Origin of the sequence: Floridaenema aerugineum BLCC-F46, from assembly GCF_041929345.1 — a bacterium.
Classification (GTDB): domain Bacteria; phylum Cyanobacteriota; class Cyanobacteriia; order Cyanobacteriales; family Aerosakkonemataceae; genus Floridanema; species Floridanema aerugineum.
Genome location: NZ_JBHFNQ010000009.1, coordinates 1 through 25,757, shown reverse-complemented (window position 1 = coordinate 25,757; position 25,757 = coordinate 1). Strand labels below are relative to the sequence as shown.

The 25,757-nt window shown below is 39.7% G+C and carries 19 protein-coding genes; 10 read left to right on the top strand and 9 right to left on the bottom strand.

The features are described from left to right. Positions 1 to 134 precede the first annotated feature (134 nt). Complete coding sequence (sbcD, locus tag ACE1CC_RS00970) at positions 135 to 1,409, top strand: exonuclease subunit SbcD (protein ID WP_413268607.1); 1,275 nt, start codon at positions 135 to 137, stop codon at positions 1,407 to 1,409. A gap of 194 nt (positions 1,410 to 1,603) precedes the next feature. On the opposite strand, the gene ACE1CC_RS00965 is transcribed toward sbcD, so the two are convergent. Then, a complete protein-coding gene (locus ACE1CC_RS00965; RefSeq protein ID WP_413268606.1) occupies positions 1,604 to 2,824 on the bottom strand; it encodes a precorrin-8X methylmutase in 1,221 nt (406 codons plus the stop codon). Next, positions 2,821 to 3,525 (bottom strand): Uma2 family endonuclease, encoded by a 705-nt coding sequence (locus tag ACE1CC_RS00960; RefSeq protein WP_413268605.1) that lies wholly within the window; start codon positions 3,523 to 3,525, stop codon positions 2,821 to 2,823. The genes ACE1CC_RS00965 and ACE1CC_RS00960 overlap by 4 nt, the downstream gene beginning before the upstream one ends. A gap of 297 nt (positions 3,526 to 3,822) precedes the next feature. On the opposite strand from ACE1CC_RS00960, the gene ACE1CC_RS00955 reads away from it, so the two are divergent. Both ACE1CC_RS00955 and ACE1CC_RS00950 read left to right on the top strand, forming a co-directional pair. After that, positions 3,823 to 5,751 (top strand): heavy metal translocating P-type ATPase, encoded by a 1,929-nt coding sequence (locus ACE1CC_RS00955; RefSeq protein ID WP_413268604.1) that lies wholly within the window; start codon positions 3,823 to 3,825, stop codon positions 5,749 to 5,751. A gap of 199 nt (positions 5,752 to 5,950) precedes the next feature. Then, the gene (locus ACE1CC_RS00950; protein WP_413268603.1) at positions 5,951 to 6,826 is read left to right on the top strand and encodes a DNA adenine methylase; all 876 of its coding nucleotides are present in this window, start codon (positions 5,951 to 5,953) and stop codon (positions 6,824 to 6,826) included. Between the two features lie 139 nt (positions 6,827 to 6,965). Here the strand turns inward: ACE1CC_RS00950 and ACE1CC_RS00945 are convergent, their stop codons facing one another. From ACE1CC_RS00945 to ACE1CC_RS00930, 4 genes are read right to left on the bottom strand one after another with little or no spacing between them, the layout of a single operon-like run. Further along, positions 6,966 to 8,321, bottom strand: coding sequence for an MATE family efflux transporter (locus tag ACE1CC_RS00945; RefSeq protein ID WP_413268602.1), 1,356 nt, complete (start codon positions 8,319 to 8,321; stop codon positions 6,966 to 6,968). Positions 8,322 to 8,357: 36 nt separating this feature from the next. Then, entirely contained in the window at positions 8,358 to 9,188 is an 831-nt protein-coding gene (locus tag ACE1CC_RS00940; protein WP_413268601.1) for a class I SAM-dependent methyltransferase, read from the bottom strand. A 55-nt stretch (positions 9,189 to 9,243) separates the two neighbouring features. Continuing rightward, positions 9,244 to 10,326: a peptidoglycan-binding domain-containing protein gene (locus ACE1CC_RS00935; protein ID WP_413268600.1), complete on the bottom strand. Its 1,083-nt coding sequence runs from the start codon at positions 10,324 to 10,326 to the stop codon at positions 9,244 to 9,246. 14 nt (positions 10,327 to 10,340) lie between these two features. Further along, the gene (locus ACE1CC_RS00930; RefSeq protein WP_413268599.1) at positions 10,341 to 10,613 is read right to left on the bottom strand and encodes a hypothetical protein; all 273 of its coding nucleotides are present in this window, start codon (positions 10,611 to 10,613) and stop codon (positions 10,341 to 10,343) included. A gap of 307 nt (positions 10,614 to 10,920) precedes the next feature. On the opposite strand from ACE1CC_RS00930, the gene thiM reads away from it, so the two are divergent. From thiM to ACE1CC_RS00905, 5 genes are all read left to right on the top strand, one after another. Continuing rightward, positions 10,921 to 11,727, top strand: coding sequence for a hydroxyethylthiazole kinase (thiM, locus tag ACE1CC_RS00925; protein WP_413268598.1), 807 nt, complete (start codon positions 10,921 to 10,923; stop codon positions 11,725 to 11,727). 86 nt (positions 11,728 to 11,813) lie between these two features. Continuing rightward, on the top strand, positions 11,814 to 13,355 hold the full coding sequence (gene gntK, locus ACE1CC_RS00920; RefSeq protein ID WP_413268597.1) for a gluconokinase: 1,542 nt from the start codon (positions 11,814 to 11,816) through the stop codon (positions 13,353 to 13,355). Between the two features lie 87 nt (positions 13,356 to 13,442). Further along, the gene (locus ACE1CC_RS00915) at positions 13,443 to 19,304 is read left to right on the top strand and encodes a PAS domain S-box protein (protein ID WP_413268596.1); all 5,862 of its coding nucleotides are present in this window, start codon (positions 13,443 to 13,445) and stop codon (positions 19,302 to 19,304) included. 58 nt (positions 19,305 to 19,362) lie between these two features. Then, positions 19,363 to 19,830 carry a response regulator gene (locus ACE1CC_RS00910; protein WP_413268595.1) on the top strand — a complete coding sequence of 156 codons (468 nt, stop codon included), beginning with the start codon at positions 19,363 to 19,365 and terminating at the stop codon, positions 19,828 to 19,830. Further along, positions 19,823 to 21,535 carry a putative bifunctional diguanylate cyclase/phosphodiesterase gene (locus tag ACE1CC_RS00905; RefSeq protein ID WP_413268594.1) on the top strand — a complete coding sequence of 571 codons (1,713 nt, stop codon included), beginning with the start codon at positions 19,823 to 19,825 and terminating at the stop codon, positions 21,533 to 21,535. The genes ACE1CC_RS00910 and ACE1CC_RS00905 overlap by 8 nt, the downstream gene beginning before the upstream one ends. A gap of 145 nt (positions 21,536 to 21,680) precedes the next feature. Here ACE1CC_RS00905 and ACE1CC_RS00900 read toward each other — a convergent pair whose 3' ends face one another. Together ACE1CC_RS00900 and ACE1CC_RS00895 are read right to left on the bottom strand one after the other, a co-directional pair. After that, a complete protein-coding gene (locus tag ACE1CC_RS00900; RefSeq protein WP_413268593.1) occupies positions 21,681 to 22,592 on the bottom strand; it encodes a hypothetical protein in 912 nt (303 codons plus the stop codon). 63 nt (positions 22,593 to 22,655) lie between these two features. Continuing rightward, entirely contained in the window at positions 22,656 to 23,288 is a 633-nt protein-coding gene (locus ACE1CC_RS00895) for a cold shock domain-containing protein (protein WP_413268592.1), read from the bottom strand. Positions 23,289 to 23,669: 381 nt separating this feature from the next. On the opposite strand from ACE1CC_RS00895, the gene ACE1CC_RS00890 reads away from it, so the two are divergent. Both ACE1CC_RS00890 and ACE1CC_RS00885 read left to right on the top strand, forming a co-directional pair. Then, positions 23,670 to 23,849 carry a hypothetical protein gene (locus ACE1CC_RS00890; protein WP_413268591.1) on the top strand — a complete coding sequence of 60 codons (180 nt, stop codon included), beginning with the start codon at positions 23,670 to 23,672 and terminating at the stop codon, positions 23,847 to 23,849. A 160-nt stretch (positions 23,850 to 24,009) separates the two neighbouring features. Then, positions 24,010 to 24,939, top strand: coding sequence for an alpha/beta fold hydrolase (locus ACE1CC_RS00885; RefSeq protein WP_413268590.1), 930 nt, complete (start codon positions 24,010 to 24,012; stop codon positions 24,937 to 24,939). Between the two features lie 156 nt (positions 24,940 to 25,095). Here the strand turns inward: ACE1CC_RS00885 and ACE1CC_RS00880 are convergent, their stop codons facing one another. Continuing rightward, positions 25,096 to 25,596 carry a DUF29 domain-containing protein gene (locus ACE1CC_RS00880; protein WP_413268589.1) on the bottom strand — a complete coding sequence of 167 codons (501 nt, stop codon included), beginning with the start codon at positions 25,594 to 25,596 and terminating at the stop codon, positions 25,096 to 25,098. Positions 25,597 to 25,757 lie beyond the last annotated feature (161 nt).

The window sequence follows — 25,757 nt, the reverse complement described above, 5'->3', positions numbered from 1 at the left end:
TTTTTTTTTTTTTTTTTTATATTTTTTTTTTTTTTTATTTTTTTTTTTTTTTTCCTTTTCACCCCCAACAACGTACCTAAAAATTTTTTTATAGGTGTATTGTTAAAATATTCGACAAATGACAAGTGACGAATATGATTAAAGTTCTGCACTTATCTGATATTCATATAGGAAGCGGGTTTTCTCATGGGAAACTTAATCCGGTCACGGGTTTAAATACACGGTTGGAAGATTTTGTTAGTACATTGGGAAAGTGTATTGATAGAGCGATCGCTGAACCCGTCGATTTAGTATTATTTGGTGGTGATGCTTTCCCTGATGCTACGCCACCGCCTTATGTAAAAGAAGCTTTTGCTAGTCAGTTTCGCCGCTTAGTTGATGCTCAAATTCCGACAGTTTTGTTAGTAGGAAATCATGACCAACATTCCCAAGGACAGGGAGGCGCAAGTTTAGGAATTTATCGGACTTTGGGAGTACCTGGGTTTATTGTTGGAGATACGATAAAGACACATTGTATTGAAACTGCTAATGGTGCGGTTCAAGTTGTTACTTTACCTTGGATTACGCGATCGACTTTGTTAACTAGACCGGAAACAGAAGGGTTAAGTTTAGCTGAAGTTAACGAGTTATTAATTAAAAAATTAGAACCTGCGTTAGAAGGGGAAATTAGACGTTTAGATCCTAATTTACCGACAATTATGTTAGCGCATTTAATGGCCGATCGCGCAACTTTAGGCGCAGAAAAGTTGTTAGCAGTTGGTAAAGGTTTTACAATTCCGCTATCTTTTTTAACTCGTTCTTGTTTTGATTATGTCGCTTTAGGTCACGTTCATAAACACCAAAATTTGAATAAATCTAACGATCCGCCTGTGGTTTATCCGGGAAGTATTGAAAGGGTAGATTTTAGTGAGGAAAAGGAAGATAAAGGTTATGTGATGATTCATTTAGAAAGGGGTAATACTGAGTGGGAGTTTTGTCCTTTACCTGTGCGGTGTTTTTGTACGATCGAAGTCGATGTATCGAAAGCTGACGATCCGCAAGGGGGTATAATAAAGGCGATCGGCAAAAAGGAAATTAAAGATGCGGTGGTGAGGTTGATTTACAAATTGCGCTCGGAACAATTAGACTTGATTGATACTGCGTCTTTACACCAAGCTTTAACTGAAGCTCATAGTTATACAATTCAAGCAGAATTAGTTAGTCAATTAGCAAAACCCCGTTTACCAGAATTAACTTCTAGTGCTACTATGACTCCTTTGGAAGCACTAAAAACTTATTTAGATAATCGAGAAGATTTACGAGATCTGGCAACAGAAATGATGGAAGCGGCGCAAAGATTATTAGGGGAAAATGACGAAGATTGGGAAGTTTCGGGGGTGGAAACTGATGGTCAGTTGCGATTGTTGTAAGATTTTTTGAACCGCAAAGAGCGCAAAGAACGCGAAGAAAGAGAAGAAAGAGATTGCACAAAAGATGATTTCATTTATTAGATTTCTGGCAAAATTACGACTTTTTTTAAACGCAGATGTAAGCAGATAAACGCAGATGAACGCAGATGTAAGCGTAGTCTTTCTGTAGGGTAACTATTCCCAGTACCCAGTCCCTAGTCCCCAGTCCCCTTCTTTAAATAACAATGACAGTCAGGTTTTGACAGTAACGAAGCGACTAAACTATTAAGTGTTGTGGCGGCAAGTAAACCGCCGCCGATCGTACCTTTTATCGTAATATAAGGAATAGCGGATTTCATTAGTTGACGTTTGGCAGCTGGGGCGTGACTAAATCCGATCGGCATTCCAATAATTAATGATGGTTGAATTGTGCCTTTTTTCACTGCTTCGCTAATTGCTATTAACATGGAAGGAGCGTAACCAATTACAATTATGCAATCTTTGGGCAATTGGTTTACTCTTTCTTGTAAGGGATGATTGCGCCAAAATTCTTGTTCTACTTCGCTGGCGTTGTGAATGTGAGGATTTTCGATTAATGTTTCAATTCGACAACCTAAATGAGTTAATCTTGTTCGATCTAATGATGTTGCTACCATTGTTGTATCTGCAACGATCGCACAACTAGATTTTAATGCTTGACGTGCTGCTGCGATCGCGTTTTGTTCGGGTGATTTACTTAAGCACACAAAGGGAACTAAGCTAACATCTCCACAAGCTAATACTAATTGGGAAAGTAAATCTATTTCTATTTCGGATCGATCGCTCAAATCAGGTAATAATCTTTGTAGTGATTCCTCAAATGCTTCGGGATGAGCGTGAACTTCTGCATCTAAATTATTCCACAGTAATTCTAATCCACCTAACCCAACTTGCGCTTCTACTTCTAATTGTTTCAGTTGCGATAATGCTTCTGATTGCACAATTTCACAATCTTGATCTCTTCCGATTAAACCTTCTAATGCTGTCGCTGTTTGTCGCAGTTGAGCAATTTGTTGCATGACTGTGCGATATTGTTGCTGTAACTGCGTCATTAAGGTTTCTTTTTCGGATTCTGGTTCTACTTCTAATAGTTTGTGAATGTGAGATAGTTGAAAACCTTGGCGTTTTAATGCCACAATTCTTTTGAGTCTTTGGACATCTTGTTCTGAATATAAACGATAATTGCTGGGCGATCGTACAGGTTGTGGCATTAACCCTAATTGATGATAATGTCGCACCATTCGCGGTGTCACTTCATCACCAACTAATTGGGTGAGTTCGTGAATTGTGAGATTATTGGGACTAGGAACTGGGGATTGAGGAATGGGGATTGGGAGAGTTTTGAGTTTTGAGTTTTCCTCTCCCTTACACCCTGGAATTTCTGCTTTTCTAATCATAGTTCTGGTTCGATACCTGCTGCTCTTAATTGTGCTGCAAGACGTTCTACTCGTTGGCGTTCTTGTTCTACTATTTCACTACCCCAAAGAAGTAAGTTACCTTGTTCATTCCACCAACGTAACCAAAAACTATTGCGATTTTCTCGATTTCCTTGCCAAACTCCTAAAAACAGCTGCATTTCTGGTATCCAAAAACGATTTTGTTCATTGGAAGATTGCAACTTATATTGTTTGTCATCGTTCAAACGATAGAGTTCGAGAGTTCCCGCTTGGGGCTCGAAAATTGCATAATTGGGAACTTGCAAAATACGTTGGTAAAAGAAGAATTTACCAGGAGGATAGGTTTCTTTAATTGAATATTCTCCGCCTTCGCTGTCTGATAAAAATTCCATGACTATTGCCGGAATTTCTCCTTGAAGTTGGGGGGTGTAACTCCGATTGACTTGTTCGCGGGGAACGGTAATGCGAGAAATGTATGCCCAGTCTGGTGCTTTGACGACAATTTTACCATTGACGGTGGCACAAATGCCGTAGTTGGTAGCGGTAAGGGCGGTTTCGGGTAATCTTCCAGAAAGTTGTAAACTCTCTGTTAGCGCCGCTGCTAGGGAAGGTTGATTGATGTTGTCCACTGGATCGTTTGGCAATATGTAATCATCTGGTAGTTTTTCCCAGAGGATTTGGTAGTTTGTGGTGGTGAGCATGGTTTTTTGCTCGAAAAGTGCGATCGAATATTCACTACTTTATCTTATGAAATATCTCCAAAAATTAAATGGGGCAGGCAGGATGCCTACCCTACAAGAGAAATATTTTTGTAGGGCAGGCATCCTGCCTGCCTTTTTTTCAAGATATTTTTGTAGGGCAGGCATCCTGCCTGCCTTTTCTTTCCTTTTTTTTCAAGACTGCCTGCCTTTTTTCTAATTATCTAAATTTAATATGAATAGCTTGACTTTAACATTAATGTCAAGGTTTAAGCTAAGGGAGTCGCTTTAGATGTTTTTATGCTTAACTCTCTTCATCTGCCGCCATCTCGTTTTTTGTCATGGAGTCGGGAAAATTCTGATGCAATGGCAGCTATTTTATGTGCAATTTTAGTTAGCTTTGGTTGGTTAACGCTACATCTTAATTGGGTGGGATTGGCGCTTTTGATTTTGTCTGCTGCTTATGTGATTGGAGGTTACGAAAGTGCCCGTGAAGGTTTGACAACTTTGTTTCAGGAAAAGGAATTGGATGTAGATCTTTTAATGATTGTGGCAGCTTTGGGGGCAGCTAGTTTGGGATTGTGGCAAAGAGAATATCATTTAATAATTGATGGGGCAATTTTGATTCTCATTTTTGCGATTAGTGGGGCGCTGGAAAGTTACGCAATGCGGCGAACGGAACGCAGTATTCGTAGTTTGATGAGTTTAACTCCTGATACTGCTAGGGTATTACAAAAAGGTGGGGAAGTGGAGGTGGCGATCGCTAATTTAGCAATAGGCGATCTAATATTAGTTAAACCTGGTGAATTAATCCCAGTTGATGCGGTAATTATCGAAGGTTACAGCACTATTAATCAAGCTGCAATTACTGGGGAATCTATTCCGGTAGACAAAACTATTGGCGATGAGGTTTTTGCCGGAACTTTAAACGGTAATGGGGCGTTGAAATTGCGCTTAGAACAACCACCTGAAAGTAGTTTAATTCAACGAGTAATTCGTTTGGTAGAACAGGCACAAAATGAAACTCCTCCCTCGCAACAATTTATCGAAAAATTTGAGCGAGGTTATGCTAAAATTGTAGTAATTGTAGGTGTTTTGCTGGCAATTTTACCGCCATTTTTGGGAGATTGGAATTGGGAAACTACGATTTATCGAGCATTAATTTTTTTGGTTGTTGCTTCTCCCTGTGCGTTAATGGCGGCGATTATGCCAACTTTACTTTCGGGAATTTCTAATGGTGCAAGACAGGGAATTTTGTTTAAAAATGGAGCGCAGTTAGAGTTAATTGGAAGGGTAAAGGCGATCGCTTTTGACAAAACTGGAACTCTCACCACTGGACAACCAGAAGTTTACACTATTATTGCTGCTTCGGGAAAATCAGAAATGGAAGTTTTACAAGTAGCGGCGGCGTTAGAGTCTTATTCCGAACACCCAATTGGGCAAGCAATTTGTCGTTTTGCTGCTGAACAAATGACGATTCCAACTGTCACCGAAGTTCAAGCACATCCCGGACAAGGTATCGCAGGTAAACTTAATTCTCAATCAATTGTAGTTGGTAATTTGAATTTTGTCCAGTCTTTAATTCCTGATTTTAACACAGAGTTACTTCAGCAAGCAAGAGATTTTCAACAAACAGGAAAAACTGTAGTTTGGGTAGTTGGAGATAATCAAGTTTTAGGATTAATTGTAATTGCCGATCGAGTGAGAGAGAATGCTGTTAGTGCGATCGCATCTCTAAAAAAACTCGGCATCGAACATTTAATTATGCTCACAGGTGACAATAAAGAAACTGCGGAAAGTGTCGCCCAAGCTGTCGGTATTTCCGAAGTCAAAGCAGAACTATTACCAGAAGATAAACTATATTTAATCCGTCAACTACAAAAGCAATATGGTGCAGTAGCAATGGTAGGTGATGGTATTAACGATGCACCCGCTTTAGCACAAGCAACAGTAGGAATAGCGATGGGTGCAGCAGGTAGCGATGTGGCGCTAGAAACCGCTGATATTGTATTAATGACCGATCGCTTAGAAAAAATTGCCACTGCTGTAGAATTGGGAAGGCGATCGCAAACAGTAGTCAAACAAAACATCATTTTTGCTTTAAGTTTTATCGTCCTCTTACTAATAGCTAACTTCGCCGGAAACATCACCTTACCCATAGGTGTAATTGGACATGAAGGATCGACAGTCTTAGTAACATTAAGTGGACTAAGATTACTGAGAGGATAGCGCAAAATCTAGGTTTTTTTACCACAGATATCCACAGATAAACACAGATGAACACAGATGTAAGCGCAGTCTTTTGGTAGAGTACAATGATATATAGCAATTCTGTTCTCTCTTCTCTTCCCTCTGCGTCCTCTGCGTCTCTGCGGTTCAAAAAAAATCAATATTTCTCAGTGGTTTAATTCCCAAAAACTCGCCAACAATGAATCAACCTATAAATTCCCCATTCCGTTATGCAGGCGGCAAATTTTACGCCCGAAATCTCATCTTAAAACACATTCCCCCTCACTCCCATTATGTAGAACCTTTCGCTGGCGGAAGTTCCATCTTTTTTGCCAAACAAAAGGTAAAAAACAATTGGCTTAACGACATTGACGAAGCACTAATAAACACATACTTAACCATTCGCGATCGACCCGAACAATTAATCAATTATTTAGCAGGAGAACAAGCAACAAAAGAAAGACACACCTACTATAAAAATGAGTTTATCCCGCAAAACAAATTAGAAGCAGCAGCGAGATGGTTTTACCTAAATCGTACTTCATACTCAGGCATAATGAAACCACAAAATTGTTATTGGGGATATGGTGATAAGTATAGTATGCGCCCGGAAAATTGGCCCAGAAATATTCGCCGCACTTCGGAAAAACTGCAAAATGTTCAGTTAACTTGTTGGGATTTTGCCGAAGTTATTAAAACTGTTCCTGATGATGCTTTTTTGTTTATCGATCCTCCTTATTTTAATGCCGATCAAGATAAATTTTACACTCATTCTTTTTGCCGAAACGATCACTATAGATTATCTGAAATATTGAAGGAACACAAGGATAGAATTAAGTTTCTGATTACTTATGATAATAGCCCGGAAGTTAGAGAATTGTATGAATGGGCGATGGAAATGCACGATAAAGAGTGGAATTACACAATTAATAGAACTGACGATCAAAAAAAAGGTGAGAAAAAAACCGAAAGTTTTAAGGGGGAACGTTATAAGGGTAAGGAGGTGTTTATTTTGAATTATAGTTCGATCGATCTAATTCCCCAAGAACCTATACAATTAAGTTTTATTTTTTGAGTAAGGAAGAGTTTTTTAAACCGCAGAGACGCAGAGAACGCAGAGAATGCAGAGCATAATTAGTAGGGTGCGTCAGAAGCTAAAATTCTAATACTATCAACTAAATTTATGGTCTGACTCACCCTACAATTTCCGCTTTTTACTTGACTTTAACTACACTGAAACGCCAAGTTAAAATAATTGATGCTACTGCTAAACCAAGTGCTAAACCCCACCAAAGTCCTACACTGCCAAAACCTAATTTAATACCTAGTAAATAGCCGCTAGTTAACCCAATACACCAATAGGCGAAAATGCCAATTAACATGGGTATTCTTGTATCTTTTAATCCTCTCAAAGCGCCTACAGCAGTAACTTGAATTCCATCGGCTATTTGAAAGAACGCAGCTACTCTCAGCAATGCTTTTGCTTGATTTACAACCGCAGTATTTGCAGGATTATTAATATCAAGATAAAGGGAAACTATTCTTTCTGGCATTAACCAAAATAAAATGCCCATAAATGCCATGAATATTCCCCCCAAGCTAATACCAACGTAACCAGCTAAACGTGCATTTTTAGCATTTTTTTGTCCTACTTCTTGTCCGACACGAACAGTAGTAGCGAAGGAAATTCCTAAAGCAATTGTGAAAGTTGTAGCTGCTGTTTGTAAGGCGATTTGATGTGCTGCTAAGGTGATTGTTCCTAACATTCCCATGAGAAATGTTGTCACAGTAAATAATCCTGTTTCTACAGCAGTTAACATACCAATTGGTAATCCTATATGTAATAAGTTACCCAATATCTTGCTGTTAAACTGGTGAAAATTGCGAAACACTTCATATTTTTTCAGAGTTGTTTGAGTTTTGATGTAAATTATAATCGCAATCAACATACTCCAAAAAGTTAGCGTACTTCCCCAACCAATTCCCGCTAATCCTAATGCTGGTAATCCTAATTTACCAAACATTAAAACATAGTTAGCAGCGATGTTTAAGCAAGTTCCACAAATTACTATTACCATGATCGGGCGGGGTTGAGAAACCGCAGAAACAAAGTTTCTCAGCACCGCAAAAATTATCGCTGGTAAAAAGCCCCAAGCGATCGATCGCAAATACTCTTCTGTTAACGCTACAGTATTGCCATCTTGTCCAAACAATAACAACAGTGATTTACCATGAAAAACGATTAAACTAATCGGAATTCCTAAAATAATTGCTAACCACAAACCTTGACGCACTACACATTCCACCATGTTATTTTTATTCGCGCCATAAGCTTCTGCTACTAATGGGCTAACCGCAGAAACAATTGCGGAACTAACAAGTAGTAAAATGGTAAAAGTAACAGCACCCAAACCACCAGCAGCGATAGTTTGACTTCCTAATAAACCCATCATTACTGTATCTACAAAGGTAGTTAAACTTTGCGCTAACTGTGCTGCGGCTAACGGAATTCCTAAGTGTAGACTTGCCCTAATTTCTGAAATAATCGAAGATTTTTGGAGAGTATACATCGTACATTTTGATTAACTACTCCTGCATCCCAAATCTTAAGCTGCTAACAATTTTAGTCGTCCCACCAATACAGGTGGAATTTCGCTAAAATTACCACCCCAACTCAGTAAATAGTTATCTGGGTAGTCAGATGGAAATGCAGGTTCCTCTAATCCATCTAACACAAATCCGACTCGAAAAGCTTCTCCCAAAAGTAGATGAAGTGGTCGATGAAAATAGGGATGTGGTTTTGGTTGATTGCGAAGTGCTAATCCGTAGGTGATAGTAGGCTGCAAATATTTGGGTACTTTGATAGAACAGCAAGTTTGTATTTCACCATTGCTTTCTGTTTCTTCTGCAACCATAGTAATATGAGGGTTGTTAAAACAAGGGTGCATCACAGAAAAAACAAAGCAACCTTGAGGTTTTAGTAATTTAGTTAACGCCCGAAATAAAGGCGCAATTTCTGCCATATCCATTAACACCATTGCAGATATAGCAGCATCAAAACTGTTTTCACCTAATTCTAATAACGCGGTTTCATCAGTCGCATCTATGACATGATAGGCGATCGCGTCTGGCGCTTGAGTTCGCCCAATAGCACAATTAATTAACTGTTTGGAAAAATCAATTCCTACTACTTTTGCACCTAAACTTGCTAATCTGCGGCTAAATATGCCATTTCCACAACCAATGTCTAAAATGCGATCGCCTACTTTTACTCCCAGCAATTTTTCTGTCGCCGGACGAACTAACAAGCGATGAAAATCATTGCCATCATCCCCCATTTTAGTATCCCAAATAGAAGCATTGGTATTCCAAGAAACTTGTGTTTCCTGATGCCAATCTTTGGGAGAATCAGTATTTATAGGCTGTTCGTTGTTCATTGTCTTAATCTGGAGATTCCAGAGATTATATCATCAATGCCAACTTTAATTCAATTTATTCTAACCAATAATCTACATGGTAATTTTCTAATTCTAAGCCAGAATCAAGAGTTTTTTCATCGGCAATATAAGCCATTCCAGAAATAGCAGTATTAGAGGGTACTTCGTAAGCACGTCCACTATGGGCACCGCCTAAATACTGTTCACCATCAAATTGAGCAAACCAATAATTTGACTTTCCTTGATGTTGGGAATGAATCACAATATCTTTCCATCCGTAACTCGTTTGTTCGGTGACAACGATCGGTGCAGCACCATAGCCAAGGTGTGAAACTAAGCGATAACCTTTGCCTTCAGGTTGGAAAATTAGGATGGGATATTCGTTAGTATTACTAGCGTTGGCATTGACTAAGTAAACAATTACTTCGTATTTTCCATCATCGTTTAAATCTACTCGATTGTAATAGTAACGAGTTGAGTTTATTTCGGGAGAGATCGATCGCACGATCGCACTTTCTAAAGCTAGATCTTGATTATTCTCGGAAAGTACATACCAAATTTGACTCAGATCTATACTTCTCACCACAGGTAGATTTTGATGTGCTACTGCTAACAAAATTCTGCTCAAAGTATCCCAAGTTTCAAAACCGACAATTCCATCAACTGTAATCCCAACTCGCCGCTGAAAATGCCTTACCGCCCACTCAGTTACAGAAGTGAAAACCCCATCAATTTGACTATCATAAAGATAATCACCAGTCTTTAACAAAGCTTTTTGTAATGCTTTAACAATTTCTCCTTTACTACCTCTTTTCAGCTTAGGCAAATGAATTGGAGAACCAGCATAAAGTGCTTGCCAAGTAAAGATATCTACCACACCATTTACTGGTAAAAACATCACTTCTTGGAACTCTTCCACCATCATTTTCATTGCTCGATCGAATTTGCCTTTATGTAATTTTGAATTGTGAAATTGACGTTCAGCTTGACGGCTACCTAGCAACGCTTTCCAACGTAATAACAATTTTTGTAGTTCTACCACCTCAGAACCACTACTACCTAATTTCAGAATCGGTTTGTATTGAAAAATATTGCCTAAAACTAAAACGTAACCTTGCTCAGAAGAGGCAGAAAACATAGTCAATCTCCTTTTTACCAAGCTATATCTTCAGGGCTTAATTGCCAGATTCTTTCCAAAAGTTGAACTCTTTGTCGTCGCACAAAAGCGCGATATTGTTGGTAAGCAGTCACCCCTAAAACTACAACAAGAGGCACGATTCCTACTGGCGGAATAGAAATTGTGTTCCCTTCAGCTAAATTTAAAGAATTTGCTTGAGACAATCCCACAATTTGTTGAGTCTGGAAATTAGCTGAATTAGTAAATTGCGGGAAAGCTTCAGGATATTCAGAATATTTAGATTGCATAATTTAACTCCTCAATAATTTTATAACTGGTTTTTTTATTTTGTCTGGTGCATCAGGGAAAATTAACCATGATGCACCTTTTCTATGAAAGCTGTTAATCTAATTTCCAGCAAGCAATTTTTTGGGAAACATAGTTGGAGGACTGATTGAGTTGATTAACTCAAAGAACAAACAAATTTCTTTGTGATGCTCACTGCTGCTGAAACTGAACACTTGTAAATTTATAAGTAAATCGGGAAAAACTAGGGAAGAACTCTCACTATCAGCCAGTTGTGGCAAAGTAAATATAAAATTACAGAGGTTAATTATGACTCCTTGTGCAAAAACTCTCTGGCAAGATTTAATTTCCATCCGGGAAACAACTCCGCTCATTCATAACATCACCAATTACGTAGTGATGAATAATACCGCTAATGCCCTATTAGCATTAGGTGCTTCTCCGGTAATGGCGCACGCCTTAAATGAAGTAGAAGAAATGGTGAACTTAGCAGCAGCTTTAGTCATCAATATTGGCACTTTAAATAATGATTGGATTGCCGCAATGCACAAAGCGATGTTATCTGCTAAAAAACTTAACAAACCGATAATATTCGATCCGGTGGGTGCAGGTGCCACAAGTTATCGCACAGAAACTACAAAGAAACTATTAAATACAGCGACACCAACAGTAATTCGTGGTAATGCTAGTGAAATCGCTGCTATTGCTCATCAAAATATCAGGACTAAAGGAGTAGATAGCACCCAAGATTCCCAAACCGTTGTCACAGTTGCTCAAACTCTGGCTAATCTTTATCAATGCACGGTTGTTATTAGTGGGGCAGTTGATTTTGTGGTTAGTGGAAAGCGAATTTTTCAGATAGAAAATGGGCATCCACTGATGTCAAAAGTTACCGGGATGGGTTGTACTGCTACTGCCTTAATTGGTGCGTTTCAGGCAGTCAATTCTGATGCTACTATAGCAGCGACTCATGCTATGGCAGTTATGGGAATTGCCGGGGAAATAGCCGCCGAAAAATCTACAGGGCCTGGTAGTTTGCAACTAAATTTTTTAGATGCTTTATATAATTTAAAAGCAGAAGATATCACAAATCGGTTAAAATTAATTACAACTTAAATATTAGTTCACCTGGAAAAATTACTTACCTCCTCCATCTCTTTCCTCTGTGCCCTCTGCGTCCTCTGCGGTTCAAAAAAAGCTTTATGGGTTATGTAATTGCTGTTGATATTGGCACCACAAGCACTAAATCAGTTTTATTTACCGAAACTGGTAAAATGGTGCAAAGAGCCGCTGTTGATTATCCTTTATTGACACCAGTTTCGGGAGCAGCAGAACAAGAACCAGAGGTAATTTTTTCAGCAGTAATTACCACAGTGCAACAAGTTGTTGAAGGTAGTAAAATTAACCCTGCTGAGATTTTATGCCTGTCTTTTAGTGCGGCGATGCACAGTTTAATTGCTGTGGATAGTCAAGGAAAATTGTTGACAAAAAGTATTACTTGGGCGGATAATCGTAGCGCTAAATGGGCGGAAATAGTTCAAAAAGAGAAACAGGGAAAGGAAATTTATCTCCGCACGGGAACTCCAATTCATCCGATGTCGCCTTTGATTAAAATTATTTGGTTGCGGGAAGAACAGCCGGAAATTTTTGCGAAGGCGGCTAAGTTTATTTCGATTAAAGAGTATATTTTTTATCAATTATTTGGCGAGTATGTAGTCGATTATTCTATTGCTTCTACTACGGGATTACTAAATTTAAAAGAATTAAATTGGGATCGAGAAGCGCTGGAACTGGCAAAGATTACAGAAAGTAATTTATCACGGTTAGTCCCGACAACATATATTTTTCAATCTTTGCGGGAAGAATACGCTTTATTCATGGGAATTCCGTCACATATTCCCACAGTAATTGGTGCTGCTGATGGGGTGCTTTCTAATTTAGGAGTGGGCGCGATCGCACCGGGAATAGTCGCCGTAACTGTGGGTACCAGTGGCGCAATTCGAGTTGTGGTCGATCGACCTACTTGCGATCCGCAACAACGATTGTTTTGCTATGCTTTAACAGAAAACTATTGGGTAATTGGTGGCGCAGTTAATAACGGTGGAATTATTTTACGCTGGATACGCGATCGCCTAGCAGATGCCGAAGTATTAACTGCAAAAACTCTGGGACAAGACCCTTACAATATGTTAACTGCGATCGCGCAAACAGTACCAGCCGGAGCCGAAGGATTAATCTTTCATCCTTATTTAACCGGAGAGCGATCGCCAATTTGGGATGCTAATGCTAGGGGTAGTTTTTTTGGGCTTTCTTTGCGTCATACCAAAGCACATTTAGTGCGATCGATGTTAGAAGGAGTTGTCTATAACTTATACTTAGTTTTCCAAGCTTTAGAAGATTTTGCAGGCGAAATTAACAGCATTCGCGCCTCTGGCGGTTTTGCTAATTCCTGTTTATGGAGACAGATTTTAGCCGATGTTTTTAATCAACCTGTCAGCGTTCCCGAAATTTATGAAAGTTCCAGTTTTGGTGCCGCAATTCTGGGACTTTATGCTTTGAAAAAAATTACCAGTTTAGAACAAGTTTCCCAAGAAATTGGTTTAACTTACCATCACCAACCTATCTCAGAAAATGTAGCGATTTATCAAAAAATTATCCCGATATATTCCCGAATTTTAGCCAAATTTCAGGAGGAATATGCCCAGATTTCTCAATTGCAATCCCAAAGGAAATTTAATGAATAATCCCTAAGACAGAAATTTTTAGATAGAAGGACTAAAGTCCTTACAACGAACCGTTTTTTTTCCTATTAATTATACTTTTTTTGGCTTATGAACTTGCAGAAAATTCGATCGATATCCCAAAAAGCAGGTTTAGTAACTGCACTCATTGGTAGCATCGCTCTCATCGGTTCGATATTTAAAATTGCATTGCTTACCAGCATATTTCCCGGACTTCCCGCCATGAGAGTAAATACAGCTTTGGGATTTATTTTGGCTGGTGCTTCTTTATGGTTTTGGCATCAATCTCAAGTTCCAAATATTAACTATCAAAGGTTTCAACGATCGCTTTCCTGTCTACTTGCCATTGTGGTTGCTTGCATAGCTTCGCTGACATTAATTCGGTTTTTATTCAACATTTACTTGGATATTGATGAACTGCCGATCGAAGTTTTTCCTCCTCAGATTAGCTACGAATATGCGGGGCGAATAGCGATGTCAACAGCGTTAAAATTGCTCATGCTAAGTGCAGCTTTAATCTTATTAAATAGTCACATTTACATTTTGACTCAAGGATTAGCCTTTGGTAGTTTCTTAATTTCCCAGATCGGACTAATTAGTTATATTTATCAAGTTCAAGATTTTTTCACTTGGTTTTCTGGTGGTAGAATTGCAATAGCAGAAATTATTGGTTTTTGTATTTTATCTCTAGGGATTTTGTTTGCTCATCCCGATCGAGGCTGGTTAAAAGTAATCACTAGTCCTTATGCAGGTGGAATAACTGCCCGTTGGTTGTTACCATTTTTGATTGGTATACCCTTAGTTTTGGCAGGCTTTCAGCTATTATCTTACCGTGCTAAATTTATGCCAATTGAAGTTGGCATTATCTCTCGAAGCATCGTTAATATTTTAGTTTTGAGCATTGTTACCTGGTGGAATGCGAGATTTTTAAACAAGCTGGATTCAAAACAACGAAAAACTGAATTAGCTCTCCGTCAATCTTATGAACAAGTAGAAAACCGCGTGGCAGAACGTACAGCCGAATTGACTAATGCTAATAATCGCTTCCAGGAGAGTTATCAATTATTACAGTCGGTAATAGAAGGTATTTCTGATTCAATATTTGTCAAAGACTGTTACGGGCGCTATATTCTGGTTAATTCGGCAATGAGTGAAAAGCTCGGTAAATCTAAGACAGAAATTTTAGGATTTAATGATAATGATTTGTTTGCTCCAGAAATAGCCCAACAGTTGATAGAAACAGATGAACGGATCATGGCAATGGGGGAAACTCAGGTAATTGAAGAGGAGATACTAAAAAACAATCAACAGAAAACTTATCTTTCGACTAAAAGCCCTTGGCGCGATCGCGATGGTAATTTAATTGGTTTAATTGGATTAATTAAGGATATTAGCGATCGCAAACAAACCGAAGCCGCACTAAAATATCGAGAATGGCTGGCGCGATTCTTTGTCGAACATACTTCTATACCAGCTGCGGTATTTGACACCGAAATGCGGTATCTCATAGTTAGCCAACGTTGGTTAACAGATTATCAATTAAAAGCTGAGAATATTATTGGGCGTTCTCATTATGAAGTGTTTCCCGAAATTCCCCAACGCTGGAAAGAAATTCATCAAAGATGTTTAGCGGGTGCAGTAGAAATTTGTGAAGAAGATCAATTTATTCGTGCTGATGGCAGAATTGATTGGTTGAGATGGGAAGTGCGTCCTTGGTATGAACAAACCGGGGCGATCGGTGGGATAATTCTGTTTACCGAAGCAATCACCGTCCGCAAAGAAGCGGAATTTGCCTTAAAACAAAGCGAACAGCGCTATGCTAATCTGGCTGCTGTGATTCCGGTGGGCGTTTATCGCAGCGATACTCAAGGTTACGTTAACTACGTTAATCAGCGCTGGTGCGAACTGACGGGGTTAAGTGCCGAGCAAGGTATGGGAAAAGGCTGGGAGAAAGCAATACACCCGGACGATCGCGATCGCATTACTAGCAGTTGGTGCGAAGCTATTCACAACCAAAACATTTTTTCTACAGAATACCGATATCAGCGTCCCGATGGTGTTATTAGCTGGGTTTATGGTCAAGCAGTAGCAGAACGAGCCGTCAATGGTGAAATTATCGGCTATATAGGAACTGTTACCGATATTACAGAACGCAAACGTGCTGAAGACTCTCTGCGCGAAAATGAAGCGCGACTGCGACTTGCTTTACAAGCTACCAAGTCTGGCATCTGGGATTGGGATTTTGTTTCTAACTCTGCTCAAGTCTGCGAACAATATTGCCTGCTCATAGGATGTGATTCAGCACAAAGAACTGTTAGTTATGAACAGTGGTTGAATTGCATACATCCAGACGATCGCGCCACAGCCATAGAAGTCTTAAACCAAGCGATCGAGCAAAATCAAGACTATGAAACTGAGTATCGTATCTTGCATCCCGAAGGTATTCGCTGGATCGCATCTAGAGGTCAGGTTTTCTACGATGCAGCAGGTAATTTGGTAAGGATGCTGGGCAATATCCAAGATATTACCGATCGCAAACAAGCCGAAATTAACTTAGCTGAAGGCGAAATCAGATTTCGGATCGCCGCCCAAAGCAGCAGCGATCTGATCTATGAATGGGATACTGTCACCGGAACGATGCAATGGTTTGGCGATATTGATACCCTGTTGGGGTATGAGCCAGGAGAAATTAAGCGAACTTTAGAGGCGTGGGAAATACGCATCCATCCAGACGATCGTGCTTCCGTAGCCAGCCAAATAGAACAATGTCTGCAAACAGGAGCAGCTTTTGATGATGAATACCGAATTGCCGATCGCAATGGAGAATACCGCATTTGGGTAGATCGAGGCAGAGTCATCTTTGATGCTGAAGGTAAACCAGGGAAATGGTATGGTGCGATTACTGATATTACCGAAGGCAAACAAACCCAAGAAGCTTTGCAAGCGAGTGAAGAACAACTGCGTCTGACGCTAGAATTTTCCCAGATTGGTAGTTGGGATTGGCAGATTTTGGAAAATCGAATTGCCTGGAACAGCAACCATTTCCGGCTGATGGGTTTAGATCCCGATACGAAAGAAGTTAACTATGAAACTTGGTGCTCTTGCGTTCACCCAGACGATCTGGAGCGAGTTGAAACGGCTATTCGTCAGGCAATAGAAAGCCATACAGACTATGACACAGAATATCGAATAGTTCATCCTGATGGCAGTATTCATTGGATAATTGGCAAAGGACGAGCAATGTCCGATCGATCCGGGCAACCTGTCAGAATGCTGGGAGTGATTATTGATATTACCGATCGCAAACTCGCCGAAGCAGCTTTGCAAGCAAGTGAAGAACAACTGCGTCTAACGCTAGAATTTGCCCAAATTGGCAGTTGGGCTTGGGATATGTTGGAAAATCGATTAACCTGGAACAGCAAACTTTTCCAGTTGCTCGGTTTAGATCCTCAGACTGCGGAAGCTAACTATCACAACTGGCGCGAGCGCATTCATCCAGATGATTTAGAGCGAGTAGAAACGGCAATTAATCAGGCAATAGAAAGAGAGACAGACTATGACGCAGAACATCGGGTGATTCATCCTGATGGCACGGTTCTTTGGATAATTGCTAGAGGACGAGCCATTTATAATCAATCTGGGCGGCCTTTAAGAATGCTCGGTGTAGCTATTGATATTACCGATCGCAAACAAGCAGAAATTTCTCTCCAACAAAGCGAAGAACGTTTCCGTTGGGCGATCGTCAATTCTCCGCTGCCGATTATGTTACACGCCGAAGATGGCGAAGTCTTGCAAATTAATCATGCTTGGACAGAAATTTCCGGTTATTCTTCTGAAGAAATTCCCACGATCGCAGATTGGACTCACAAAGCATACAACAGCGGCAGAGAGTTAGTTCTGGCAGATATTCAACGCTTATATAATCTCGATCGTCGAGTTTCCGAAGGAGAATATACCATCCGCACTCGGAGCGGGGAAACTCGCATTTGGGACTTTTATTCCGCGCCGTTGGGTAAACTACCTGATGGTAGGAGTTTGGTGATTAGTACGGCGATCGATATTACAGAACGCAAACGCGCCGAAGCAGATTTACAACAATACAAAGATATTTTTCAATTTAGCGAACATGGATTAGCTGTCAGCAAAGGGCCTGTATTAGAAATAGTAAATCCTGCCTTTGCTCGAATGCACGGTTATTCAGTTGAGGAAATGATTGGCAAACCAATTTTGAGTTTGTTTCCCTCTAGTTGCTGGGCAGAAACAGTCTCTTTTATGCAAGATCTTAACGAGGTTGGACACTTAACCCATGAGTCATATCATCTGCGAAAAGATGGAACTATTTTTCCCATATTACTTGACGTTACGATGGTCAAAGATCGAGAAGGTAATCCACTTTACCGAATTGCGACTTTGCTGGATATTACCGATCGCAAACGAGCCGAAACTGCACTTAAAGAAAGTGAGGAACGTTTGCGGTTAGCTTTGCAAGCAGCAAATCAGGGATTGTGGGATTTGAATATCCAAACTGGAGAGGCGATCGTCAGTGCCGAATATGCCCGAATGTTGGGTTATGAACCGGAAGAATTTCAGGAAACAAATGCTAAATGGAAAGAGCGTTTGCACCCGGAAGAACGAGAAACTGTTTATCAACTTTTTGCTGATTACATTGCTGGAAAACGTGATGATTATCGAGTCGAATGTAGACAAAAAACTAAGACAGGTGAATGGAAATGGATTCTTTCTGTTGGTAAAGTTGTAGAATGGGATGAATCTGGTAAACCAGTGCGAATGCTTGGTACACATACAGATATTAGCGATCGCAAACGAGCCGAACTAGCATTACTCGCTAGCGAAACACAGCTGCGTTCCATCTTGGAAAATATGCCCGTAATGTTAGATTCCTTTGATGCTCAAGGTAATATTATTGTTTGGAATCAAGAATGCGAACGAGTTACAGGTTATTCTGCCGAGGAAGTCATCGGAAATCCCCAAATCTGGGAAATGCTTTATCCCGATCCTATTTATCGGCAAGAAATGCTCGTTAACTGGGCAGAAAAGGGAAATAATTATCGCAATTGGGAATGGAATTTAGTTACCAGAAATGGCGAAACAAAAACTATTGCTTGGTCAAATATTTCTGACATATTTCCGGTTCCCGGATGGGCAAGTTGGGGAGTAGGTATTGATATTAGCGATCGCAAACAAGCTGAATTAAAGGTGATTCAACTTAACCAAACTTTGGAAGAAAGAGTTAAAGAACGAACGGCGGAACTAGCAGCAGCAAATAAAGAATTGTCAGCTTTTTCTTATTCAGTTTCCCATGACTTACGCGCACCTTTACGCGGAATTGATGGTTTTAGCAAAGTGCTTCTAGAACGTTATGCTAATCAATTAGATGAGCAAGGTAAACATTATCTTGATCGCATTCGCGCAGGTACACAACGCATGGGCGAATTGATAGAAGATATGCTGATGCTTTCACGGGTAACTCGTGCCGAAATGAAGCGAAATTCGGTAAATTTAAGTGCGTTAGCTCAAGAAATTAGTGAAAATTTAAGCGAATCTCAACCAGAACGTTCTGTAACATGGAAGATAGCTCCCGAAATCACCGTTTTGGGAGATGGCGCATTGCTGCGAATTGTGTTAGAAAATCTATTAAGTAATGCTTGGAAATTTACCTCAACCCGCACCCAAACAGAAATCGAATTTAGTCTTACCATATTGCCGGAAAATACACAAGCTTATTTTGTCAAAGATAATGGTGTCGGTTTTGACATGAATTATGTCAATAAGCTATTCATTGCTTTTCAAAGGTTACATTCAACTAATGAATTTCCAGGAACAGGTGTAGGATTGGCGATCGTCCAAAGAATCATTCATCGACATGGTGGAAAAGTCTGGGCAGAGGGAATTATAGATCGAGGTGCAGCGTTTTATTTTACTTTAGGATGAAGCAAAAAATTTGCACCAAGGATGAAATATTATTAATTTCTGCTGAGGATTTGTTTCCATGCGACATTCTATAAATATACCTGGAACACTGCTGTTAGTCGAAGATAACGCTGATGATGAAGAACTAACACTTATGGCATTTGAGCAAGGTGGAATTACTAATGCAGTGGTTGTAGCGCGAGATGGTGTAGAAGCGTTAGATTATTTGTTTGCTACAGGAATTTACCGCGATCGACCCCCAGAGAATTTACCAATTTTAATCTTATTAGATTTGCAACTCCCTAGAATTAACGGGTTAGAAGTGCTACAAAGGATTAAGCAAACTCCCAGAACTCAAAAGATACCCGTTGTGATCTTGACTACATCCAACGAACAACAAGATTTGGTAGAAAGTTATAGCCTGGGTTGCAATAGTTACATTCAGAAACCTGTAGATTACGATCGGTTTCTCAATGTCATTCAGCAATTAGGTATGTATTGGTTAGTTATCAATTCTCCTCCACCTTTATCTGCTGCTTATGAATAACGAACTTCGGGTGCTCATAGTCGAAGACAACCCAGATGATGCAGAATTGATCGTACTTGAACTGGAAGTGAGCGGTTATACCGTGATCTGGGAAAGAGTAGAAAACATGAATCAAATGAGTGCAGCCCTCGATCGGCAAACTTGGGATATAATTTTGGCTGATTACTCTTTACCTCAATTTAATGCTTTAGCTGCTCTTTCCTTAATGCAGGCAAAGAATTTAGACTTGCCATTTATTATAGTTTCTGGTTCGATCGGAGAAGAAATTGCCGTAGCCGCAATGCGAGCAGGTGCTCACGATTATTTGCTCAAAAATAGTTTATCTCGATTAGTGCCAGCCGCAGAGCGAGAATTGCGAGAAGCAAGGGTGCGACAGGAAAGGAGACAAGCACTCCGAGATGTTCAAATGCTGGCATTTTATGATGAATTAACCGGATTACCAAATCGCACACTTTTTCTTCAAGATTTACAAGATTGTATCAACGAATGTAAACAACAGGCAATTTTATTTGGTTTGGTATTCTTAGATATTGACCGCTACAAAAGCGTGAAATATGGGTTTGGACATATTAAAGGCAATCAATTTTTAATCAAAGTTGCTCAACGATTAACAGCTTGGATACAACCGAGCGATCGACTAGCACGGGTTGGGGAAGATGCCTTTGGTTTATTATTTAAAAATCTGGTACATTTGGATGAACTCAGCCAAAAAGTAGCTGAAATTCATAAAATACTCCGACTCCCTTTTCAAGTAGATAAATCATTAATTTATTCCTCGGTTAGCATTGGCGTTGTCGATAGTACAATGGGTTACAATCAGGCAGAAGAATTTTTGCGTGCTGCCGATACAGCTACTTATAATGCCAAAAAACAAGCGGGAAATACAATATTTTTTAATTCTCAAATGCAGACAGAGGAGTTAGAGCGACTGCGCCTAGAAGCGGATTTACAACAAGCAATTCAACAGCAAGAATTACATTTGAATTATCAACCAATTATTTGTTTAACTACTAACCAAGTTGTTGGTTTTGAAGCATTGGTAAGATGGCATCATCAAGAACGTGGATGGGTTTCGCCGGTGAATTTCATTCCTTTAGCAGAACAGACAGGACTGATTATTCCTCTCGGTGAATGGGTATTACAAGAAGCTTGTCGGCAAATCAAGTTATGGGAACAAGAATTAGCAAAGACTGGGCATTTGAGCATTGCTGTTAACCTTTCTGGAGTGCAACTTACCCAACCAGGATTAGTTAATTTCATTGAAAATTTGTGGAAAAATTGTGGGAATAAGAAAATTTATATTAAGCTAGAAGTTACCGAAAGCGTGTTGATGAAAAATGGGGAAGTAGCGATCGAAACTTTGGCAAAATTGCGATCTAATGGCATCCAAATTTGCATAGATGATTTTGGGACTGGATATTCATCCCTAGCGTATTTACATCTTTTACCAATTGATACTGTGAAGATCGATCGATCTTTTGTCAATCAAATGACAGAAGATCCCAGAAATTTAGATATTGTAGAAACAATTATTACTTTGGCGCATCGTTTGGATTTAAATGTAGTTGCTGAGGGTGTGGAAACGCAAGCACAAAGGGATATTTTGCGAAGTCTTCACTGCGAATATGGACAAGGATACTTTTTCTCCAAACCACTCCCCCCACAACAAATTGTTACTTGGATTAGTCAACTCTCACACATTTAGGGGAGATAGGGAGATGGGGAGATGGGGAGAGTTATGAGTGTTGAGTTATGAGTAGGGGCAACATGAATTGCCCCTACTCATAACTCAACACTCTCCTCTAACCGAACCCACCTCCCTACCTCTTCCTCCCAGTCCCCAGAAAAATCTACTGATTAGCAGTGTTAGTCCGACGAATGTAACCTTCTACATTCTGTATTGCTCTGGAAGCATAAGTATCTCCGGGACGTTCTTCCAGCGCTCTTCTAAAGTTTATCAAGGCAGTTTGATAATCTCTCTGTTGAGTTGCTGTGTACCCAATTCTCATGTAGCGACTGTAGTTGCCAGATTGCACATTACCAGTGGAATTAGTTCTGGTATTACTTCTGTTTCCATTGCTTCCATTCACCCCAGTACCAGTTCCGGTAGTTCCATTCACCCCAGTACCAGTTCCGGTAGTTCCATTAATCCCAGTACCAGTTCCGGTAGTTCCATTCACCCCAGTACCAGTTCCGGTAGTTCCATTAATCCCAGTACCAGTTCCGGTAGTTCCATTAACTCCAGTACCAGTTCCGGTAGTTCCATTCACCCCAGTACCAGTTCCGGTAGTTCCATTAACTCCAGTACCAGTTCCGGTAGTTCCATTAATCCCAGTACCAGTTCCGGTAGTTCCATTCACCCCAGTACCAGTTCCGGTAGTTCCAGTAGTACCAGTTCCGGTAGTTCCATTCACCCCAGTACCAGTTCCGGTAGTTCCAGTAGTACCAGTTCCGGTAGTTCCATTCACCCCAGTACCAGTTCCGGTAGTTCCATTCACCCCAGTACCAGTTCCGGTAGTTCCAGTAGTACCAGTTCCGGTAGTTCCAGTAGTACCAGTTCCGGTAGTTCCAGTAGTACCTGTGCCTGTTCCTGTTCCAGTGCCAGTAGCTTGAGCTAGTAATTGTCCGTTTGCTGTGGTTGAAAGATTGGAATTAGAATTATTTAATGCTAATACTGGAAAACTTATTAAAACACTAGCACTGATAATTCCTGTGAAGCTAAGTAATTTATTAGCTGAATTTTTTCGTTGTGATTTGCTCATGGTTTTTTCCGGTATTTTTGGTGAATTTTTTGTTAGCTAAAACTGAAGGGAAACTAATTTTTTTTATTCTTGCCAACCCAATGGTGGTGCAATCAAAGTTTCCTCTGCTTCACCAACACTGTGACCTGGTTTATTGACAATTTGTACAGTACTTGCTTGCAGTCCTCGATCGCCTTCAGTAGCAAAAAAGCGTACTCCTGTACCGATTTCTATGCGATCGAAATCATCATGTAAAACACTGTGGCGATGGAAATAAATATCTTGTGCATCATCTATGGTTTTAATAAACCCATATCCTTGTTCACGGAACAGCTTAGTCACCAGTCCCATAGTGTCATCTGCTTGATTATTATCCCTAGCTTTATCGCTTTCCCGTTGTTGTCTCGCCAGTTCTCTAACTTGGCGTTGTGCCATTTTAAAAGCATCTCGGATTACAGTATCAACCTCAACGTATTGATTAGTATCTCCCGGATTACTTTCGGCTACAATTTCTTGGCTTGGTGGTACAGTGATATCAATTCGCACTCGATACGGGGAACCGCTATTGGGGCGATCGTGAATTTTTTCAATAGCTATATGACAACTACTGATGTAATTACAAACTCTCTCCAGCTTCTCTATTTTCTCTTGAACTAATGAGTCAATAGCAGCGGTTTTTTCTACATTTCTGTAGGTGATTTCTGGCGCGATTTTCATAGGCTGACTTGGGGAATTTTTCGATTAAAATTCTTATTTCACATAGGGGTTATTGACTTAATAATAAATAGCTAAAACCTGGGTTTCCTCTGACTAATGGCGGTGATGTTTTATTTAGTTAGTCTATCGGAAGGATGAATTGCAATTCACTACAACAGCCAAATTTTAGGGGATATTTTGTAGTGAATTAGCCAGACTAACGCTAGTTTAGATACCCAGATCCCCGACTTCTCTAAGAAGTCGGGGATCTGGGTATCAGGGGAACTCAGGGGTACATGAAAACCCTACAACCAAGGTCGGTTTTTTCTCCAAATTGGTGACAGGTATGTAAAAAAATATTTAGACATAATAAGGAAAGAATTAAATAAACAGAGGTTAATTATGTTTCCTTTTTGGGGTGATAACTGTTACGGTAATGAAGGTGTTTCTCGCAGAGGTCGCTTAGAACAGAAACTAAGATTTCTGAAATGGATGCGGGATGATTTGGAAACAAGATTGGCTGGTATTAATGCGGCGATCGACAAAGTTGAACAGCAACTAGGTCAAGAAGATGTAGCATAATCCTGGAACTTTGAGTTGGGATTAAGCAATATTTTTTGACTATTAATCAGCTAATTTAGTTTTTTTAGATACAGAAAGCCTCAGCAATGAATCATGCTAGAGGCTTTCTAAATAATAGCCTATTTTGCTATAATTATTAAAATTACACTTTGAAAAGGCTATGCAAGACTGGTGGAAAACCACTTTTCCTAAAGGTCGCCAAATCCTGAGAATTACCGATGCTAACGGATACCCAGTTTCTATTGCTTATGGTGAAAAGGGAACGGGAAAACCTTTATTTTTAATTCATGGTATTGGTGGCTGGAGTTATAATTGGCGTTATAATATAGAAACTCTTGCCAAATATTTCCGGGTAATTTGTTTTGATGCAAAAGGTTATGGATTTTCTGATAAACCTTTATACCGGGAAAGAAACGATCATCAAATTATTGAATTTAAACGGATTATTAGTGCGCTTTGCGATCGAAGTGCGATCGTACTAGGAGAATCACTAGGAGGATTAATCAGCCTTGCAGTTGCACAGGAATATCCCGAATTAATCTCAGATTTGATAGTAGTAAATGTTCCGATTTTTCCTGAAGGTTTACCTCATTGGGGAATGTCGTTATTATCGCAAATTCCTTTGGAATTGTTGCAAGCTGCTGATTTAGGTCGAATTCCCAGTGTATTTGCACCTTTGGTGAAGGAAATTCTGGCGATCGAAAGGCGATCGGTATTATTCGATCCGACAAAGTTTACCGAAAAAGACGCTGATTGGATGAGTTATCCTTATATTCATTTTCCCGGAACTTTGACCAAAGCAGCAGAAGATATTCAAATTGCGGTAAAAGAGATTCAGCGAAACCAAAATAATCAACCAAATTTAATCAGTAAAATTCAAAAAAATTTGGCTGTTATCAAATGTCCCACATTAATTTTATGGGGACAACAGGATAGCTGGTTTTCTTATAAACATGGCGAAAAATTAGCTAAACTTTTACCAAATTCGCAATTAAAAATTATTCCTAATTGCGATCATGACGCTTCTTCCGGTTCTCCAGAGGCTGTTAATGCAGCAGTTTTGGAGTTTTTAAAGACTGTTGAAAAGTGATATCATGTCCGGTCGATTACCCACCCTGTAGAGACGTTGCATGCAACGTCTCTACAGGGTCGTGGAAAAAAGATATTATGGCTGATCGACCAGACATGATATGAAACAATTGTAGAGACGTTGTATACAACGTCTCTACTTTTTTGGAGATGCCTATTAAAGCATTGGTGAGATTCCGTAACTTGTAAGTAAATCTTTGTCTGAATCTATGAGACGACCAGGGAAAAAATTTGGGTTGTCTATTAGTTCCCAAGAATAGGGAACTTGAGAAGGAAAAACTTGTATTTCCATATCTGTTTCATCAACAGCCAAGTCTACTCCGTCTGAATAAGCCTCTTCTATAGCTTCATCTAGGAAAGGTTTTAAACTAGGGTTTTCCTTGATTAGTTTTTTAATTTTTTTGCGCTGTTCACGAATTGTTCTGATCCAGCTTTTAGTTCTTTTGTCAGGTTGATACTCCCACTTCAGTAGGTGTCCAAGTAGAACAGACAGACGATTTATTAATTCTTGTTTTTCCTGTTTACCCAAAGAATTTATTTCCTCAATCAAATTCTCAATATCAAGATTATTTAGGTCACGCTGACGCAATAACTGGACTTGTTTTTGAGTCCAAGCGTAAAAATCCGTTTCGTATAGGTCGATGAGTGGAAGGTTCATAGTTTCTTCCTCAGATGGCTTTATGCCCATTCTAATGAGTCTTTGTCGGCTGACGAGAGTTTGTGTAGTTGCGGTTTTAAGTAGGCGCAAATAAATAAAGTGATAATAGTTATCTAAGGATAGGGGCCCACCCCACAAGAGTTTCAGCTTTGTTGTGGGGC